Source organism: Azospirillum canadense, assembly GCF_025961225.1.
GTDB lineage: Bacteria > Pseudomonadota > Alphaproteobacteria > Azospirillales > Azospirillaceae > Azospirillum > Azospirillum canadense.
Window position 1 is genome coordinate 1,440,134 of sequence record NZ_JAOQNG010000001.1, and the last position, 17,905, is coordinate 1,458,038.

The following is a 17,905-nucleotide window of genomic DNA, read 5'->3' on the forward strand; positions in this document are numbered from 1 at the left end:
GCGGCGGACATGACGGGACCCACCACAGCGGACGTCGTCGCACCCCTGGACGCGGGGCATGCGGACCCCGACGGCGGGGCCGATGCGCCCGTCTGCCGCGAACCGGACGAGTTCTACACGGCGCAGGCCCGGGACACGATCGGCCGCTACTGCCAGCGCTTCTTCGACGAGAACGCCCTGACGCCGACCGAACTGCTCCACTCGCCCAAGCACCAGCAGAGCCTGTCCAACACGCCGACCTTCGTCGCCATCCTCCAGCAGGCGGAACGGGCGATGGACCGCAAGGGCGCGCTGACCGCGCTCGTCAACGAGGTGGCCCGCCTGACCCGGGAACGGCTGAAGGACGCCCTGCCGCCCGACCTGACGCCCGCCACCTACGCCGCCGCGGTGGCCCGCCTGACCGGCGGAACGGACAGCTTCAGCGGCCGTTTCCGGGTGGACGCGGCCCTGACCACGCACCTGTACCAGGGGCGCAGCTTCGCCGAGAAGGCGCGGCTTCTGCTCGACCTCGGCGCCGAGACGGAGGATGCGGACGCACTCGCCCCCATCGACCGGTTGCTGGGGGAAATCGTCCGCAGCGACAGCGGCACGGCCTCCTGCGCGCAGGACGCGCCCTTCGCCGACCTCGTGGAGATGATCGTCACGCTGATCGTCGGCGACCGGACCCTGCCCGACACGGCACCCTCCGCGCTGGCGGGGCTCGAACGGCTGATCCGGCGCACGGCGATGCCCGCCCTGTGCGACGGCCTGATCGTCGCGCTGCGGCGGGAGCTGTCGAAGCCCCACCGCTTCACCATCACCAGCTCCGGCGACCTGTTCGGGATCGAGGCGGTGCAGCGGGAGATCATGGCGCTCAGCCAGCTGGCGCAGCGGCTGCGCACGGGCGAGGGCTATTTCGGGGGCGAGCGGACCGAGGCGTCCCTGCAACGGCGGACCGCGCTGCTGGTCAACGAGGATACGCTGCCGGAGATCACGAAGGGGCGGAGCCTGATGCAGAAGCTTCGCATTCTGTTCGTCCTGCAGAAGATGCCCCTGTCGCCCAGTGCGGCCCGCGCGGTCAACGGCTACGTGCGCCAGTTCTTCGACGGCCGCGACTTCGCGGGACGCCTGCTCGACTGCTGGAAGGAGCGGCACGACAAGCTGAAGGGCTTGGGCGAGGTGCAGAAGCTCGTCCTCGACAGCGACTTTCCGGAGGACGACCGCGCCGCCATGGCGCAGCAGGTGGACGAGATCCAGAACGCCTTCATCCGCACCCAGCGCCTGCTCGGCCCCCTCCAGGCCAAGGAGGAACCGAACCCCGACCTCGTGCTCGACATGGTGCGGCTGGCCGGGGAAGGCGCCTTCTGCACGGGCAAGAGCCGCACGGGCGTGGCGAAGCTGCTCTACCGGCAGGTCCACCGCCCGCGCTTCGTGCGGTCCTTCCTGCTCGGGGCGGCGGGGGGCAAGGAACGGTCGGCGCGCGCCTCCTGGCTGCGCGGGGCGTTGGCGGAGGTCGGCGTGCCGTTCATCGACCTGGGCAGCCTGCGCGCGCTCGTGGTCGACGACGAGGAGGGGCCGCGCCGCTTCGTCGCGTCGGTGCTGCAGGACCTCGGCATCGGGCACATCGACACGGCGGTCGATGGCCAGGACGCGCTCGACCGGTTGGCCGCGCCGGAGGCCCGCTACGACCTGATCGTCTGCGACTGGATGATGCCGAAGGCGAGCGGGCTCGACGTGCTGAAGCGCGTTCGGGAGACGCGGCACGACCTGCCGTTCCTGATGGTCACGGCGCTCGCCACGCTGAAGGCGGTGCAGCGCGCGCTCGCCTTCAACGTCAGCGCCTACATCGCCAAGCCCTTCACGCCGGAGCAGCTGGAGGACAAGATCTTCCTGGTGCTGACCCAGAAAGGAACGCCGGCGGCTTAGCCTTCTGTGCGTCAATACGCGCGGGGCGCGAGACGCACGCGGATGTATTCGAACGCTTGTTGTGTCTGTGGGGGGCCCTTAGCCTCTGGCGGTCGGCCGGGAATTGGCCCGGCCGACGCAACAGACGGAGAACACGATGCTGACGTCATCGTTTCTCTTCCTGTTTCGGCGCAAGCCCCTGCGGTTCAAGATCCGCTGGGAACTCACGCTGAAGTGAGGAAGGGCCGGGGTGCGGTTGGCGCCGCTCCCCGGCTTCCTCTCAAGATAATACAACCCGTTGCCTTTCTCAATCCGCCGCTTCGCGCTGCCCCTCCCGCGCCGTGGTCTTTTCGACCCAGCCGGCGATGTGGCTTGCTACCGTCTCCCACCCCTGTTCCAGCATCATGGCGTGGCCCATGGCAGGGAAGAAGACCGGCTCCGTCCGGAACGCGCGGGCGGTGGCGCGCACCTGGTCGGCGGGGAACAGCAGGTCGTGTCCGGCGCCCAGGACGGCGACGGGGATGCTGCGGTCGGGCAGGGGCGGGAAGGGGATCCAGCCGCCGATGTCCATCAGGACGCGGCGCGATTCCTCCTGGAGGTAGGGCTCATAGCGCCGCGCCTCCGCGGCCGGCATGGCGTCGGAGAACATGGCGCGGCGAATCGCTTCCGGATCGATGGCGTTCGCCCCGAAGGTCATCAGCATGCCCATCTGCTGGAACACGTAGGGGGACCGCCAGGCGAGCCCGACAGTCGATTCCCACAAGCCATGCGGCGGCGCCGAAGCCATCAGCACCGCGCCGGGCAGCTTGCGGCGCAGCAGCGTCCGCTGGACCATCATGCCGCCCATGGAGTGGCCGATCAGCACCGGCGGCGCCCCGCAGCGCTCCACGGCGGCCAGCACGTCCTCCACGAAATCCGAAATGCCGAAGCTGTGCAGGCGCTCGCGTCCCGGGCTGCCGCCATGGCCGCGCAGGGACACGGCGTGGGCCTCCCAGCCCTGGTCGGCGAACCAGGGCAGGAACTTCTCGGCCCAAATCCAGGCACCGCAGAAGGCACCGTGGACGAACAGCAGGGGCACGGGTCTGGCGGGGCCGGAGGGCTTCCGGCTGAGAATTTCGAGCTGCGGCATGAATAATCCGGTCAGGAGAAGCCAGCGGCGGACAGGGCCGCCCATCACCTAGATCCGGACGGTATCCCTGTCCACCCGCGCTCAGCCGTTGTCTGCCTTGAGAAAATCCGCCTTGAGCAGATGGCTGTCGAACCATCCCCGCGCGGAGTCGGAGACCATGTCGAGCTTGCCCGGTTCCTCGAACAGGCGCCCCGCGCCGGGCACGACCTCCAGCGCCTTGACGCAGTGCAGGCGGGAGAAGGCGTCGCTGTTCAGGTCCAGCGCCGTGGCGTCCTTGCTGCCGACGATCAGAAGCGTGGGGGCGGCCACCCCGTCCAGCCACGCCTCCGCAAGGTCGGGACGCCCGCCGCGGCAGACGACCGCGCCGATGCCGTCGTGCTCGGCCGCGCGGCCCGCGGCGATCAGCGCCGTGGCGGCCCCAGTGGCGCCGCCGAAGAATCCGACGGGCTTCTGCTCGACGGCGGTTTCCGACCTCAGGAAGCGCGTCGCCTGGATCAGCCGTTCCGCAAGGCGGTGGACGTCGAAGTCGTTGGCGGGATCGGCCTTCTCCTCCTCGGTCAGCAGATCCATCAGGAGGGTGGCATAGCCGGCCTCCCGCAGCTTGGCGGCGACGTGGAGATTGCGCGGGCTGCAGCGCCCGCTGTTGACGCCCGTGCCGTGGGCGAACAGGACGGCTGCGGAAAACCCGTCCGGCACGTCAAGGGATCCGGGGAGGTTCAGCGGCGGTATGCGGATGTTCGGTTCGCCTGCCTTCGGATCCATGCGTGCGTCCCCCTGCCGTTAAGATGTTGGACGGATCAACAGCCCGGCTGGCCGGTCGGTGCCGCCCCATGTAATCTTATGGTCAAGATAGGAACTGAACCTGCATGAAGGGAGACGCCCTGTGTCTGCAGATGGTCCGTCCACCGAAACCGAAAGCCTGCGACCGGTTCCACCCATCCTCGATCCCGCGACGCTGGAGGCAAAGACCGGCGCCAGCGGCTACCCGGAACCGTTCCTGGCAGCGGTCGCCGGACGCACGCGCAAGCGGCTCGGCAACCCGCTCGGCCTGACACGTTTCGGCGTCAACCTGACGCGGCTCGATCCCGGGTCGGCCTCGGCGCTCCGCCACTGGCACACCAACCAAGACGAGTTCGTCTATGTGTTGGAAGGGGAACTGACGCTCGTCACCGACGCGGGCGAGACGGTGCTGCGGCCGGGCATGTGCGCGGGATTCCCGTCGGGCCGGCCGGACGGCCACCATCTGGTCAACCGGTCCGGCGCGCCCGCCGTCTATCTGGAGGTCGGCGACCGCGCGCCGGGAGACGACGCCTTCTACCCCGACGAAGACCTCGTCTACCGCAGCGAGGACAACCGCTACTACCACCGCGACGGAACGCCGTGGTAACGGCCGGTCGCCCGGCCGGTCATTCGGCCGGGCGGACCTTCTGCCGGTTGATCTGCATCTCGAAATAGGCGATGGTGCGGCGCAGGCCCTCCTCCAGCGGGATCGTCGGCTTCCAGTCGAGCAGGGTCTTCGCCCGCGTGATGTCGGGCTGGCGCTGCTTTGGGTCGTCCTGGGGCAGCGGGTGGTGGACGATCTTGGACTTGGACCCCGTCAGGCGGATGACCGCCTCGGCCAGTTCCAGGATCGTGAACTCCCCAGGGTTGCCGAGGTTGATGGGACCGGTGATGTCGGCCGGCGAGTTCATCAACCGGACGAACCCCTCGATCAGGTCGTCGACGTAGCAGAAGGAGCGGGTCTGCGATCCGTCGCCGTAGATGGTGATCGGCTTGCCTTCCAGGGCCTGCACGATGAAGTTGGACACCACGCGGCCGTCGTTGGGGTGCATGCGCGGTCCGTAGGTGTTGAAGATCCGCGCGACCTTGATCGACAGGCCGCAGTGGCGGTGATAGTCGAAGAACAGCGTCTCCGCGCAGCGCTTGCCCTCGTCGTAGCAGGCGCGCGGGCCGATCGGGTTCACGTTGCCGCGGTAATCCTCCGGCTGCGGGTGCACCTCCGGGTCGCCGTAGACCTCGCTGGTGGACGCCTGGAAGATCCGCGCGTTCAGCCGCTTGGCGAGGCCCAGCATGTTGATGGCGCCGTGCACGCTGGTCTTGGTCGTCTGCACGGGATCATGCTGGTAGTGGACCGGGGAGGCCGGGCAGGCGAGATTGTAGATCTCGTCGACCTCGACATAGAGCGGGAAGGTGACGTCGTGCCGCATCAGTTCGAAACGCGGATGCGACAGCAGGTGGACGACGTTGTCGCGCGTGCCGGTGAAGTAGTTGTCCACACACAGCACCTCGCACCCGTCCGCCAGCAGGCGCTCGCACAGGTGCGAGCCGAGGAAGCCCGCACCACCGGTGACCAGAACGCGTTTTGAAGCAAACGTCTTCACGGTGTTCCTCGCTGTTGACGGCGGTCACCAGACCGTCCGGTGATCGTCCATCCGTTGGTGTTTGTTCCGATCGCGATCCCACCGGGGGCTCGACCGGGCGTCCATGCGCAACGCCCGGATGAATCCGATGTTCATTTCCCCTTTCGACATATTCCCTCCGAACCGCGGCCGTCGGTGCCGTGCGGAAGGCGGTTTGCAAGGGGAGGGCTTTTGCGCTAACCATCCGGCCTTCGCAGCCACGGGGTGCGCCATCGTTATGAGCACCGGCACCATGAGCACCGACCTCACCTTGGTTCTGGGCGGTGCCCGGTCCGGCAAGAGCCGCCATGCGGAAGCGCTCGTCACCGCCATGCCCGGCCCGCGCGTCTACATCGCCACCGCGCAGGTCTGGGACGAGGAGATGGCCGACCGCGTGGCCCGCCACCAACAGGATCGCGGCCCCGGCTGGATGACGGTGGAGGAGCCGCTGGACCTTTCCGGCGTCTTGCGCCGCCACGCCGTGCCGGGCACCAACGTGCTGGTGGATTGCCTGACGCTCTGGCTGTCCAACCTGATGATGGATGAGGCCGACATTCCCGCCCATTCCGCGCAGCTTCTGGAGACGTTGGCCGCGGTCGGGGGGCGAGTGGTGCTGGTGTCGAACGAGGTCGGGCTGGGCATCGTGCCGGACAACGCGCTGGCCCGCCGCTTCCGCGATCATGCCGGGCGCCTGCACCAGGACGTGGCGGCGCTGGCCGGCCGGGTGGTCTTCGTCGCCGCGGGGCTGCCGATGGTGCTGAAAGGGGAGAGACCATGACCGAAGATGCGCCGAATGAGGCCGAAACCAACGCCCGGCATGCCGAGAAAATGAAGCGCCGCAAGGCGCTGCGCGACCGCGTGATGGCCAGCAAGACGGAGGAGAAGGGCCTCCTGATGGTCAACACCGGCAACGGCAAGGGCAAATCCACCGCGGCCTTCGGCCTGATCCTGCGCGCCGCCGGCCACGGCCAGCGCGTCGGGGTCGTGCAGTTCGTCAAGGGCGCCTGGTCGACCGGCGAGACCGTGGCGCTGGAACGCTTCGACGACCTCGTGGACTTCTACACGATGGGCGAGGGCTTCACTTGGGAGACGCAGGACCGCGCCCGCGACATCGCCGCCGCCAAGGCTGCCTGGGCCAAGGCGCAGGAGCTGATGGCCGATCCCAAATACAGCCTGATCGTGCTGGACGAGCTGAACATCGTGCTGCGCATGGACTATCTGCCCGTTGCCGAGGTGCTGCCCGTGCTGACCGGCCGGCGTCCGGGCTTGCACGTTCTGGTCACCGGCCGCACCGCGAAGCCGGAGTTGGTGGAGGCGGCCGACCTCGTGACCGAGATGACGCTGGTCAAGCACCCCTTCCAGGCCGGCATCAAGGCCCAGCCCGGCATCGAGTTCTGAGCCATGGCCGGACGGACGCCGCCGCAACAGACTCCGCCGCGCGCGATCATGCTCCAGGGGACGGGCTCCGACGTCGGCAAGTCCCTGCTGGTCGCCGGGCTGTGCCGCGCGCTGGTACGGCGCGGGCTGTCCGTGCGGCCCTTCAAGCCGCAGAACATGTCGAACAACGCCGCCGTCACCGCCGACGGCGGGGAGATCGGCCGCGCCCAGGCCTTGCAGGCACGGGCCTGCGGCGTCGCTCCGTCGGTCCACATGAACCCCGTCCTGCTGAAACCGCAGTCGGAGGTGGGATCCCAGGTGGTGGTCCGCGGCCAGGTCGTCGGCACGGCCAAGGCCGGCGACTACCAGTCGCGCAAGGGGCAGCTGCTCCCCACCGTGCTCGACAGCTTCGCCCGCCTGAAGGGCGAAGCCGACATCGTGGTGGTGGAAGGTGCGGGGAGTCCTGCGGAGGTCAACCTGCGCGCCGGCGACATCGCCAACATGGGCTTCGCCACGGCGGCGGACGTGCCCGTGCTGCTGGTCGGCGACATCGACCGCGGCGGGGTGATCGCCAGCCTCGTCGGCACCCACGCGCTGCTGCCGCCCGACGAGCAGGCGCGGGTGAAGGGCTTCCTGATCAACAAGTTCCGCGGTGACGTCCGTCTGTTCGACAGCGGCCTGTCGATCATCGCGGAGCGGACCGGCTGGCGCTCCTTCGGCGTCGTGCCCTGGCTGGGGGAGGCCGCCCTTCTGCCGGCCGAGGATGCGGTCGCGCTCGACACCTGGAAGACCCGGAGCGGCGGGCGGCTGAAGGTCGCCGTGCCCATGCTGTCGCGCATCGCCAACTTCGACGACTTCGACCCGCTGGCGCAGGAGCCCGACGTCGCGCTGACCATGGTGCCGCGCGGCCAACCGCTGCCCGGCGACGCCGACCTGATCATCCTGCCCGGCACCAAGGCGACCATCGCCGACCTCGCCGTGCTGCGCGCCCAGGGCTGGGACGTGGACCTGCTGGCCCACTGGCGGCGCGGCGGGCGGGTGCTCGGCATCTGCGGCGGCTACCAGATGCTCGGCCGCCGCATCGCCGACCCGGAGGGGATCGAGGGACCGCCCGGCGACGCCGCCGGCCTCGGCCTGCTCGACGTCGAGACGGTGCTGAAGGGCCCCAAGGTGCTGGAGGAGGCGCAGGGCACCGAGCACAGCACCGGCGCCGCCGTTGCCGGCTATGAGATGCACATGGGCCGCACAGACGGGCCGGACCGCGCCCGCCCGATGCTGACCCTGGCCGACGGCCAGACCGACGGTGCCATGTCGGTCGACGGGCGGGCGATGGGCTGCTACCTCCACGGCCTGTTCACCGCCGACGGCTTCCGCGCCGCCTTCCTTGGCCGGCTCGGGGCCACGCCGTCCGGCGTCTCCTACCAGGACACGGTGGAGCGGGCGCTGGATAGCGTCGCGGACCGGCTGGAAACGCACCTAGACGTGGACGGCCTGCTCGCGGTGGCGGGCTGACCGTCGCGTAGGTTCGTAGGATCTGGTCCCCTACACCACCGCCAACACCAGCGCGCCGACGATCAGCGCCAGGCAGGCGCGGCGGTAGAGGAACAGCGCACGGTCGATGTCCTGCGGGGTCGCGGCGGTGCGGCCAGGACCCATCCAGGCGTCCTCGATCCGCACGGAGCCGTAGACGCGCGGCCCGCCCAGCCGCAGGTCCAGCGCACCGGCCATGGCGGCCTCCGGCCAGCCGGCGTTGGGGGAGCGGTGGCGGTGGGCGTCGCGGCGGACGGAACGCCACGCCTCCGCGGCATCGGCCCCCGCCGTGAATCGGGCGGCGAGCGTGATCAGCACCGCTGTCAGGCGGGAGCCGGGCAGGTTCACCAAGTCGTCCAGCCGGGCGGCGGCCCAGCCGAACGCCTCGTGCCGGGGCGTGCGGTGGCCGATCATGCTGTCGGCGGTGTTGATGGCCTTGTAGAGCGCGACCCCCGGCAGCCCGCCGACCAGCAGCCAGAAGGCCGGCGCGACGACTCCGTCGGAGAAGTTCTCCGACAGGCTCTCGATGGCGGCGCGGCACACCCCATGCTCGTCCAGCGTGGCCGGGTTGCGGCCGACGATGCGCGACACCGCCTTCCGCGCCGCGTCGAGTCCTCCGGTGCGGAAGGCCATGGCGACGGCCGCCACATGCTCGTAAAGGCTCCGCTGCGCGATCAGAGTGGAGGCCAGCGCCGCCTCCACGATCCCGCCGAAGGGCAGATGCCGGCACAGCCACGCCACCGCCGCCGCGACGCCGCCGACCACCAGCAGCAGGACAACCACCGCCAGCACGCCCATCGCCTTCCGCAGGTCGAAGCCGTCACTCTCCCGGTTGAGGGCGCGGTCGAGATGGGCGATAAGCGCGCCGATCCACACCACGGGGTGGCGGATTTGGGCGTACAGTGCGTCCGGATAGCCGACGGCGGCCTCGACGACGAGGGCGACGGCGAGCACGAACGGATGAAGCTCCACGGCACGGGATCCTGACGGGGGAGGGAAGGGGCGCGATCATGGCGGAAACGGCGGGATTCACCAAGGGCACGATGAAGGTGGCACGATGAAGCCGGGCATCATTCCCCCCATCATCCATGGCGGTGACCTGGACCGCGCGCGGGCCGCCTTTCCCGATGCGCCGGAGCCCTGGGTCGATCTGTCGACCGGAATCAATCCCTGGCCCTATCCCTTGCCCGCCATTCCCGCGGATGCCTGGACCCGGTTGCCCGCCCGTTCGGCCGAATCCGGCCTGCGCGCCGCGGCGGCCGGCTGCTACGGCGTGCCGTCCCCTGACATGGTCGCGGCGGCTTCCGGCTCGCAGGCAATGATCCAGCTGCTGCCGCGATTGCGCGCGGCGGGAAGCGTCGCGGTCCTCGGCCCGACCTACGCGGAGCACGCCGCGGCTTGGACGGCGGCCGGGCACGGCGTGGCCTTGGTGGAGGGGCTGGACGGTCTGGACGCGGACGTGATCGTGATCGTCAACCCGAACAACCCCGACGGCCGGATCGTCCCCATCGACCGCCTGCTGGAACTGGCGGACCGGCAGTCCGCGCGCGGCGGCTGGCTGGTGGTGGACGAGGCCTTCGCCGACGTGACCCCGGCGGCGAGCGTTTCCGCCCACGCCGGCTGGCCGGGGCTGCTGGTGCTGCGCTCCTTCGGGAAATTCTTCGGGCTGGCCGGGCTGCGCCTCGGCATCCTGCTCGCGGAGCCGGCGCTGGCCGGCAGGGTGCGCGCCGCCGTCGGTCCCTGGGCGGTGTCGGGCCCGGGGCTGGTCGTCGCCACCGCGGCCCTGGCGGATTCGGCGTGGATCGCCGCGACGCGGGCGCGTCTGGACGCGGAGGCAGATCGGCTGGACAAGCGTTTGATCGCCGCCGGCCTGCCGGTCGTCGGGGGCACGTCCCTCTTTCGTCTAATTTGCACGCCGGGCGCGCATGAGTTGTACAATGCGCTGGGGCGCGCGGGGGTGATCGTGCGCCGCTTCGACTACCGGACGGATTGGCTGAGGCTGGGGCTTCCGAAGGATGACAAATCAACCACGCGCCTTCTGGATGCCGTTCGAACGGTCAAAAATTCGTAGCAATTGCCAACGATTTGAGCGATCAACTCTGTCGGCGCGACAAGATGGCACACACGGACCGATTCACACTTCGGCTAACGTATGGGCGGTTCGGACCGCCGCGGCGCAAGAATCTTCCATGACATCGGGCCGCCATGCTTGATTCGGTTGGTACAACGACGGGTCCCGCGGGGGGCGCCGGGGAGACGCGGGGGCCGCTGTGGCAAGCGTTCGACGCGCTGCCTACCGGCGTCTGCGTCACCGCGCCGGACGGTACGGTCGTTTATGCCAACCCCGCCCTGCACCGGCTGTTGGGGCATGCGCCGGAGTCCCTGCCGGGCCTCGATTTCAACCGGTTGGCAACGCAGGATGGTGGAGCCGACCTCCCCGGTGAGCCGGAAGTCCGCGAACGGCTGCTGCGCCGACAGGACGGTGGGGCCGTCTGGGTGGCGGAGGCCGCGAGCATCATCGAAGATTCCTCCATTGGCGGTCTTGGGGGCGAGGCGCTGACCCTGCGCGTCCTGACCGACGTCAGCCACCATCGCCGGGCCGAGGCCGCACTGCGCGACCAGCTGCTGATGAAGGAGGTTCTGTTCGAGACGCTGCCCGTGCCCGTGTTCGTGAAGAACGCGGAGGGGGAGTATGTCGACTGCAACGATTCCTTCGAACGCTACACCGGGCTGTCGCGGCGCAAGATCATCCAGAAGACCGCCTTCGCGGTGATGGACCCGCGCATGGCCAAGGCGCATGAGGAGCAGGACCGCGAACTGGTCGTCAACTGGGGGCAGCGCAGCTACGAGGAGGCGGTGCCCTTCGCCGACGGGTCCACCCGCATGGCCAGCTTGACCAAGGCGGTCTACTGCGACAGCACCGGCAATTTCGGCGGCATCGTCGGCGTGATCCACGACCTGTCGGAGGGGCTGCCCAGCGAGGAGCGGCTCCAGACCATCCTGGAGCAGAGCCCGATCGGCGTGTCCGTGTCGCGCCGCGACAACGGGCGCATCATCTTCGTCAACACCCGCTTCGCCGAGCTGATCGGCCTGACGCGCGAGGACGTGATCGGACGGCAGGCGCGCGACTACTACCTCGATTCCAACCAGCGGGAACGGGTGATCGAGCGGCTGCGGCTGTCCGGGTCCGTCGTGAACATGGAAATCCAGTTCCGCCGCGCCGATGGTTCGTCCTTCTGGACGCTGTTCACCGTCAACCAGGCGGTGATCCAGGGCGTGCAGGTGAACCTCGCCTGGATCTACGACTACACGGAACGGCGCAACATGGAGGAGGCCCTGCGCGACATGGCCTCCCGCGATCCGCTGACCGGCATCTACAACCGGCGCTCCTTCATGGAGTTGGCGCGGTCGCAGCTTGCCCGCGCCCATCGCTTCCAGGAACCCCTGTCGGTCTTCGTTCTGGACGTCGACCATTTCAAGCGCATCAACGACAGCTATGGGCACGCCACTGGGGACGACGCGCTGCGCATGGTGGCCGGCGGGTGCCAGTCGATCCTGCGCGAATACGACATCCTGGGCCGTCTCGGCGGGGAGGAGTTCGTGGTGGTGCTGCCGGGCGCCACGGCGGACGAATCGCGCGTGGTGGCCGAACGGGTGCGGCGCCATCTGGCCCGCATGGCGATCCCCGGACCGGAAGGCCGTTTCCACCTGACTACCAGCATCGGCATCTCGGCGCTGGACGGTTCCAGCGACACGTTGGAAAAGGCCATCCACCGCGCCGACCTCGCGCTCTACCGTGCCAAGCGCGAAGGGCGCAACCGCGTCGTCGTGTTCGAACCGGGTATGTAATCCCCGATCCCTTACTCCACCCGCACACCCTGCTGGAAATCCACCGCGATGACCGTGGAGCGGTCGAGGATCGCGCTGCGGCCCGACTCGGTCAGGCGACAGACAAGCCAGTCGGGCTTTAGGGGATTGTGGAACCAGCGCTCCGCCCAGCCAGCCTTCAGGCAGCTTTCGATGGTCTGCCGCTTCACCCGCTGGCCGGTGTCGTCGAACAGGGGCAGCTTGCCGCCGGGCTGGTCCAGGCCGCGGCAGAGCCAAGCCGCCTGCTGGTCGGTGGGCTTGCGGCGGGACCCGGGGCGGCGCGGCGTGGCCATAATCGTCTCGCGGTTGTTGCGGTCGGAAGCGGCTGTGGCAAAGATGGGCCCAGTCTACGCGCAAACGGCGCAGGGCGCATCACGGCCCGGCGAAAAAGAGGTGCGGCATGGAACGCCATGAGGAAGGAGACGGCGACGTCGTCTTCGCCTACATCACCGCGGGCTCGCCGGAGGAGGCGCGGCGCATCGGCCGCGCCCTGGTCGAAGAACGGCTGGCCGCCTGCACCAACATCCTGGACGGCATGACATCCATCTACCGCTGGCAGGGCGCGGTGGAGGAGGCGACGGAATCGGTGCTGATCGCCAAGACCCGGGCCGCGCTGTTCGAGCCGCTGGCCGCGCGGGTGCGGGAACTGCACAGCTACGACGTGCCCTGCGTCGTGGAACTGAAGGTCGGCCGCGGCAACCCCGCCTACCTCGACTGGTTGCGCGACGGGACCGCTTAGCGTCTCCAGTTCGCATGCCGGCCATGTCCGGCGCGCATTGGACCACCCCCGGCCGGCGTGTCAGTTTCATCGGCAATCCATCCGGGGGCGGAGATATCCCATGACCGATCTGTCAGCGCGCCTGTCCATCGGCTTTTCCTGGATCGGCCACGCGCTGATGCACATCGTGTCCGCGCTGTTCCTGACCGTCGTGCTGGCGCTGGAGCGGGAATGGCATCTGCCCTACGACGAGCTGATCCGGCTGTGGACGCTGGGGGCGCTGCTGATCGGGCTCGGCGCGCCGCTGGCGGGCTGGCTGGGCGACCGCTGGAGCGAGTGCCGCATGATGGCGGTCTTCTTCCTGGTGACCGGCGCCGGCACCATGGCTTGCGGCCTGACGGAGGGGCCGACCAGCCTGCTGTGGGCGCTGGCGGCGCTGGGGCTGGGGTCGTCCATCTACCACCCCGTGGGCATGGCCTGGATGGTGAAGAACGCCGTCAACCGGGGCAAGGCGCTGGGCTATCTCGGCATCTTCGGCACGGTGGGCATCGCGTCGGCCGCGCTGGTGGCCGGCGGCCTGACGGAATGGCTGGGCTGGCGCGCGGCCTTCCTGATCCCCGGCGCCATCTGCGTGGGGCTGGGCGTGTTGCTGGCGGTGCTGATCGCCGTCGGCGTGGTGGAGGACCGCAAGGGTGACCTGAAGCCGCAGCCGAAGGCCTCGCGCGGCGACGTGATCCGCGCCTTTTTCGTGCTGTCGGTGACGATGGTCTGCGCCGGTCTGATGTTCAACGGCATGCAGGTCGTGTTGCCCAAGCTGTTCGAGGCGCGACTGAGCCATCTGCTGGGCGACAGCACGCTCGGCGTCGGCGGTCTGGTCACCGCGGTCTATCTCGTCGCCGCGCTGCCGCAGCTGATCGGCGGGCACCTTGCCGACAAGTTCCCGCTGAAGCGCATCTACACGCTGTGCCTGCTGGTGCAGGTTCCGATGATGGCGGCCGTGGCGGTGCTGGCCGACCTGCCGCTGGTTGGGGCCGCCGCGTTGGTGGTGATCGCCTCCCAGGTGCAGATCCCGGCGGAGAACCTGCTGCTCGCCCGCTACACGCCGGAAAAGCACCGCGGCCTCGCTTACGGCGCCAAGTTCATCCTGTCCTTCGGCGCCGGCCCGATCGCCGTGCAGCTGGTCGCCTACGTCTACGAGCGGACCGGCGAGTTCGTGATGCTGTACGTGACCCTGTCGGCCCTGGCGCTGATCGCCTTCCTGGCCGCGCTGCTGCTGCCCGCCGACCGCGACGGCGGCCGCAAGGCGGAGGCCGTGCCGGCACCGGCGGAGTAGGCGAGGGCGGTCTGAGTGTAAATTTCACCACAGAGACACGGAGACACAGAGGGCGTGGTTTCTCTGTGCCTCTGTGCCTCTGTGGTTATTAATTGTTTCCGCATCCCGCCTCCTCTCCCAAGCGGAGAGAGGAGGCTTTAAAACAATCGGAAAGCTCCGGTTTTACGCCGACAACGCCCGATCCAGGTCGGCGATGATGTCCTCCACCGTCTCCAGGCCGATCGACAGGCGGATCACCTCCGGCCCCGCGCCGGCCTTGGCCTGGGCCTCCGGCGAGAGCTGGCGGTGCGTGGTCGAGGACGGGTGGATGACCAGCGAGCGGCTGTCGCCGATGTTGGCGAGGTGGCTCAGCAGCTGGACGTTCTCCACCACCTTCACGCCAGCGTCATAGCCGCCCTTCACGCCGAAGGTCAGCACCGCGCCGGCGCCGCGCGGCAGGTACTTCTTCGCAAGGCCGTTGTACTTGGACGATTCCAGGCCCGCGTAGCTGACCCAGCTCACCGCCGGGTGGCCCTCCAGGAACTGCGCGACCTTCATGGCGCTGTCGCTGTGGCGCTGCATGCGCAGCGGCAGCGTCTCGATGCCGTTCAGGGTCAGGAAGGCGTTCAGCGGCGCCTGGCTCGGCCCCAGGTCGCGCAGGCCGACGGCGTGGCCGTGGATGGTGAAGGCCAGATGGCCGAAGGTCTCGTGGAACTTCAGCCCGTGATAGCCGGCGTCCGGCTCCGACAGGGCGGGGAACTTGCCGGACTTGGTCCAGTCGAATTTACCGCTGTCGATCACCACGCCGCCGACCGAGGTGCCGTTGCCAGACAGGAACTTGGTGGTGGAGTGCACGACCAGCGTGGCGCCCCACTGGGTCGGGTTGATCAGGTAGGGCGTGGCCAGCGTGTTGTCGACGATCAGCGGGATGCCGGCGGCGTCGGCGATCTTGGCGATGGCCTCGATGTCGGTCACCACGCCGCCGGGGTTGGCGAGGCTTTCCACGAAGATCGCCTTGGTCTTCGCCGTGATGGCGGCGCGGACGTTCTCCGGGTTGTCGGTGTCCACGAAGACCGACTTCCAGCCGAAGGCGCGCGGGAAGCTGATGCCGAGCTGGTTCAGGCTGCCGCCGTACAGCTTCTGCGAAGCGACCACCTCGTCGCCCGGCTCCATCAGCGGGAAGAGGGCGAGCAGTTGGGCGGCGTGGCCCGACGAGGTCGCCGTGGCGCCCGCACCGCCCTCCAGGTTCGCCAGCCGCTCCTCCAGCACCGCGACCGTGGGGTTGGTCAGGCGCGAGTAGATGAAGCCGACCTTCTGCAGGTTGAACAGCGACGCCGCGTCGTCCACGTCGTCGAAGACGAAGCTGGTCGTCTGGTAGATCGGCGTCTGGCGCGCGCCGGTGGCCGGGTCGGGGGCGGCGCCCGCGTGGATGGCGCGGGTTTCGAAACCGAAGGTCTTCTGCTCGCTCATGGTCGGATTCCCCTTACATCAATTTTTTGAAGCTTTTCGCGGGTGCAGTCTTCTTGGACGTCAGGATGTTGGAGTTGACGCCGATGCGCCCGATTTCGTGGAACAGGCGCTGAACCTCGATCTTCGGGCAGCGGTTCATGATCACGGTCAGCCCGGCCGCCTCGGCCCGGGCCGCCGCCTCGTCGTTGCGCACGCCCAGCTGCATCCACACGACCTTGACGCCGGCGGCGATCGCCTCCTCCGTCACGCCCGCGGCGGCGGTGGCGTTGCGGAAGATGTCGACCATGTCCGGCGGCTCCGGCAGGTCCTTCAGGCTGGCGTAGACCGGCTCGCCCAGGATGGTCTGCCCGGCCAGCTTCGGGTTGACCGGGATGACGCGGTAGCCCTTGTCGCGCAGGTATTTCAGCACGAAGAAGCTGGCCTTCACCGGGTCGGCGCTGGCGCCGACGATGGCGATGGTCTTCACGCGGTCCAGGACGCCCCGGATGTGGTCGTCGCTGTAGTCGTCGTGGTGGGGCAGGTGAACGGTCATTGGCCGCACCACACCGGCGCGCGCTTCTCGATGAAGGCGTCGATGCCCTCCGCGGCGTCGCGGGCCATCATGTTCTCGGTCATCACGCGGGCGGCGTAGGCGTAGGCCTGCTCCACGTCCAGGTCGATCTGGCGGTGGAAGGCCTCCTTGCCGGTCGCCACGGTCAGCGACGACTTGGACGCGATCTTGGCGGCGACTGCCTGGACCTTGGAGTCCAGCTCCCCAGCCGGCACGGAGCCGTTGACCAAGCCGATGCGCACCGCCTCCGCGGCGTCGATCAGGTCGCCCAGCAGCAGCATCTCCATGGCCGCCTTGCGGCCGACCGCGCGGCTCAGCGCCACCATGGGGGTGGAGCAGAACAGGCCGATGTTCACGCCCGGCGTGGCGAAGCGCGCAGTGTCGGCGCAGTAGGCGAGGTCGCAAGTGGCGACCAGTTGGCACCCCGCGGCCGTGGCGATGCCGTGCACCTTGGCGATCACCGGCTGGCGCACCCGGTTGATCGCCAGCATCAGGCGGGAGCACTGGACGAACAGCGCCTCGTACGCCTCGCGTGTGGGAGAGGCGCGCATCTCCTTCAGGTCGTGCCCGGCGCAGAAGGCGGGACCGGCCCCGGCCAGCACGATCACCCGCACCGACGGGTCGTTGTGCAGCGCGTCCAGCTGGTCCTGCAACGCGGCCATCAGCCCGACCGACAGCGCGTTGCGCGCCTGCGGCCGGTTGAGCGTCAGCTTCGCGACTCCGTCGCGGTCCTCGCGCAGGACCAGGGCGTCGGACGATGACGTGGCGGGGTGGGCTGTGCTCATCGGTATCAATCCTCCCGGCAACCTCGGCGGTTGGCTCTTTTGGCAATTGGAGGGGCAGACTACCCCGCCGCCGGCCGCCGCGGAACCGGGCGCGTTGACGAAGTTGCCATAAGGCGACGAGCCTATCAGACGACAGGCCGCCGCCGTGTTCAACACTTAAATCCGCCAATTAGTGTGAAAACATGTCTTGCAATGCGGTGGGGAATACCGCCCGCGCATTCCTGCTGCCGGTCGCCTACAATCGGGGGCAAGCGAAGACCAACAAAGGAAGGGTGAGGGATGAGCAAGCCCGCTATGACAGCTGACGAACTCGAAGCCCTGATTCGGGAGGGCGTCCCGCTGGTCGGCGCCCACGGAATCTCCATCGAGCAGCTGGGCGCCGGCAACGTCCGGATGCGCATGCCTTACAAGGACGAGTTCGTGCGCCCCGGCGGCACCGTGACCGGCCCGGCCATGTTCGGGCTGGCCGACGTGGCGCTCTACGCCGCGGTGCTGAGCCTCGTCGGGCGGGTGGAACTGGCGGTGACCACCAGCATGACCATCAACTTCCTGCGCCGCCCGGCGCCGGTCGCCATCACCGCGGACTGCCGCATCCTGAAGATGGGCAAGCGGCTGGCCTACGGCGAAGTCCTGCTGTTCTCCGACGGCGATCCGCAGCCCGTGGCGCACGTCACCGGCACCTATTCGATTCCCCCGCACGAGCCCGTGTCCGTCGCGGTATCAGGATACCAATCTCCCGACGCTGACTGAAAAGTGCAACAATATCAACGGCTTTGCTTTTCGGGTATTATAATACCGTTCCAGCAAGCCGTTGATATCGCGCGGAATTTTTTCCATTGACAGGGCGTCGGCCAAACCGTACAAAACCGGCCGCTTCGGCGCCC

The 17,905-nt window shown here is 68.8% G+C and carries 18 protein-coding genes; 10 read left to right on the top strand and 8 right to left on the bottom strand.

Annotated elements, in window-relative coordinates; translation table 11 throughout:
• The first annotated feature begins 9 nt into the window (after positions 1-9).
• The gene (locus M2351_RS06875; RefSeq protein WP_264655366.1) at positions 10-1,905 is read left to right on the top strand and encodes a response regulator; all 1,896 of its coding nucleotides are present in this window, start codon (positions 10-12) and stop codon (positions 1,903-1,905) included.
• Positions 1,906-2,191: 286 nt separating this feature from the next.
• Here the strand turns inward: M2351_RS06875 and M2351_RS06880 are convergent, their stop codons facing one another.
• Together M2351_RS06880 and M2351_RS06885 are read right to left on the bottom strand one after the other, a co-directional pair.
• Positions 2,192-3,013 carry an alpha/beta hydrolase gene (locus M2351_RS06880; RefSeq protein ID WP_264655367.1) on the bottom strand — a complete coding sequence of 274 codons (822 nt, stop codon included), beginning with the start codon at positions 3,011-3,013 and terminating at the stop codon, positions 2,192-2,194.
• A gap of 81 nt (positions 3,014-3,094) precedes the next feature.
• Complete coding sequence (locus tag M2351_RS06885; protein WP_264655368.1) at positions 3,095-3,775, bottom strand: dienelactone hydrolase family protein; 681 nt, start codon at positions 3,773-3,775, stop codon at positions 3,095-3,097.
• A gap of 121 nt (positions 3,776-3,896) precedes the next feature.
• Between M2351_RS06885 and M2351_RS06890 the strand changes: the two genes are divergently transcribed.
• Positions 3,897-4,400 (top strand): cupin domain-containing protein, encoded by a 504-nt coding sequence (locus M2351_RS06890; protein WP_264655369.1) that lies wholly within the window; start codon positions 3,897-3,899, stop codon positions 4,398-4,400.
• A 19-nt stretch (positions 4,401-4,419) separates the two neighbouring features.
• Here the strand turns inward: M2351_RS06890 and M2351_RS06895 are convergent, their stop codons facing one another.
• On the bottom strand, positions 4,420-5,394 hold the full coding sequence (locus tag M2351_RS06895; RefSeq protein WP_264655370.1) for a UDP-glucuronic acid decarboxylase family protein: 975 nt from the start codon (positions 5,392-5,394) through the stop codon (positions 4,420-4,422).
• A gap of 271 nt (positions 5,395-5,665) precedes the next feature.
• Here M2351_RS06895 and cobU point away from each other — a divergent pair, with 271 nt between their 5' ends.
• Genes cobU through M2351_RS06910 form a run of 3 tightly spaced genes read left to right on the top strand, consistent with a single transcriptional unit; the run spans position 5,666 to position 8,301 of the window.
• Positions 5,666-6,190 carry a bifunctional adenosylcobinamide kinase/adenosylcobinamide-phosphate guanylyltransferase gene (cobU, locus tag M2351_RS06900; RefSeq protein WP_264655371.1) on the top strand — a complete coding sequence of 175 codons (525 nt, stop codon included), beginning with the start codon at positions 5,666-5,668 and terminating at the stop codon, positions 6,188-6,190.
• Entirely contained in the window at positions 6,187-6,810 is a 624-nt protein-coding gene (cobO, locus tag M2351_RS06905) for a cob(I)yrinic acid a,c-diamide adenosyltransferase (protein ID WP_264655372.1), read from the top strand. The genes cobU and cobO overlap by 4 nt, the downstream gene beginning before the upstream one ends.
• 3 nt (positions 6,811-6,813) lie before the next feature.
• A complete protein-coding gene (locus M2351_RS06910; protein WP_264655373.1) occupies positions 6,814-8,301 on the top strand; it encodes a cobyric acid synthase in 1,488 nt (495 codons plus the stop codon).
• A 30-nt stretch (positions 8,302-8,331) separates the two neighbouring features.
• Here the strand turns inward: M2351_RS06910 and cbiB are convergent, their stop codons facing one another.
• Positions 8,332-9,291, bottom strand: coding sequence for an adenosylcobinamide-phosphate synthase CbiB (cbiB, locus tag M2351_RS06915; protein ID WP_264655374.1), 960 nt, complete (start codon positions 9,289-9,291; stop codon positions 8,332-8,334).
• An 85-nt stretch (positions 9,292-9,376) separates the two neighbouring features.
• On the opposite strand from cbiB, the gene cobD reads away from it, so the two are divergent.
• Positions 9,377-10,390: a threonine-phosphate decarboxylase CobD gene (gene cobD, locus M2351_RS06920; protein WP_264655375.1), complete on the top strand. Its 1,014-nt coding sequence runs from the start codon at positions 9,377-9,379 to the stop codon at positions 10,388-10,390.
• Positions 10,391-10,524: 134 nt separating this feature from the next.
• A complete protein-coding gene (locus M2351_RS06925; RefSeq protein ID WP_264655376.1) occupies positions 10,525-12,168 on the top strand; it encodes a sensor domain-containing diguanylate cyclase in 1,644 nt (547 codons plus the stop codon).
• Between the two features lie 11 nt (positions 12,169-12,179).
• Here the strand turns inward: M2351_RS06925 and M2351_RS06930 are convergent, their stop codons facing one another.
• The gene (locus tag M2351_RS06930) at positions 12,180-12,479 is read right to left on the bottom strand and encodes a hypothetical protein (RefSeq protein ID WP_264655377.1); all 300 of its coding nucleotides are present in this window, start codon (positions 12,477-12,479) and stop codon (positions 12,180-12,182) included.
• Between the two features lie 107 nt (positions 12,480-12,586).
• Between M2351_RS06930 and cutA the strand changes: the two genes are divergently transcribed.
• On the top strand, positions 12,587-12,925 hold the full coding sequence (gene cutA, locus M2351_RS06935; protein ID WP_264655378.1) for a divalent-cation tolerance protein CutA: 339 nt from the start codon (positions 12,587-12,589) through the stop codon (positions 12,923-12,925).
• A gap of 100 nt (positions 12,926-13,025) precedes the next feature.
• Positions 13,026-14,237, top strand: coding sequence for an MFS transporter (locus M2351_RS06940; protein WP_264655379.1), 1,212 nt, complete (start codon positions 13,026-13,028; stop codon positions 14,235-14,237).
• A gap of 162 nt (positions 14,238-14,399) precedes the next feature.
• Here M2351_RS06940 and M2351_RS06945 read toward each other — a convergent pair whose 3' ends face one another.
• From M2351_RS06945 to M2351_RS06955, 3 genes are read right to left on the bottom strand one after another with little or no spacing between them, the layout of a single operon-like run.
• Positions 14,400-15,686, bottom strand: a complete 1,287-nt coding sequence (locus tag M2351_RS06945; RefSeq protein WP_264655380.1) for an O-acetylhomoserine aminocarboxypropyltransferase — start codon at positions 15,684-15,686, stop codon at positions 14,400-14,402.
• 13 nt (positions 15,687-15,699) lie between these two features.
• Positions 15,700-16,218 (bottom strand): CoA-binding protein, encoded by a 519-nt coding sequence (locus M2351_RS06950; RefSeq protein ID WP_264655381.1) that lies wholly within the window; start codon positions 16,216-16,218, stop codon positions 15,700-15,702.
• Positions 16,215-17,021, bottom strand: coding sequence for an enoyl-CoA hydratase (locus tag M2351_RS06955; protein WP_264655382.1), 807 nt, complete (start codon positions 17,019-17,021; stop codon positions 16,215-16,217). Before M2351_RS06955 ends, M2351_RS06950 begins: the two co-directional genes overlap by 4 nt.
• A gap of 279 nt (positions 17,022-17,300) precedes the next feature.
• On the opposite strand from M2351_RS06955, the gene M2351_RS06960 reads away from it, so the two are divergent.
• A complete protein-coding gene (locus M2351_RS06960; RefSeq protein ID WP_264655383.1) occupies positions 17,301-17,771 on the top strand; it encodes a PaaI family thioesterase in 471 nt (156 codons plus the stop codon).
• Positions 17,772-17,905 lie beyond the last annotated feature (134 nt).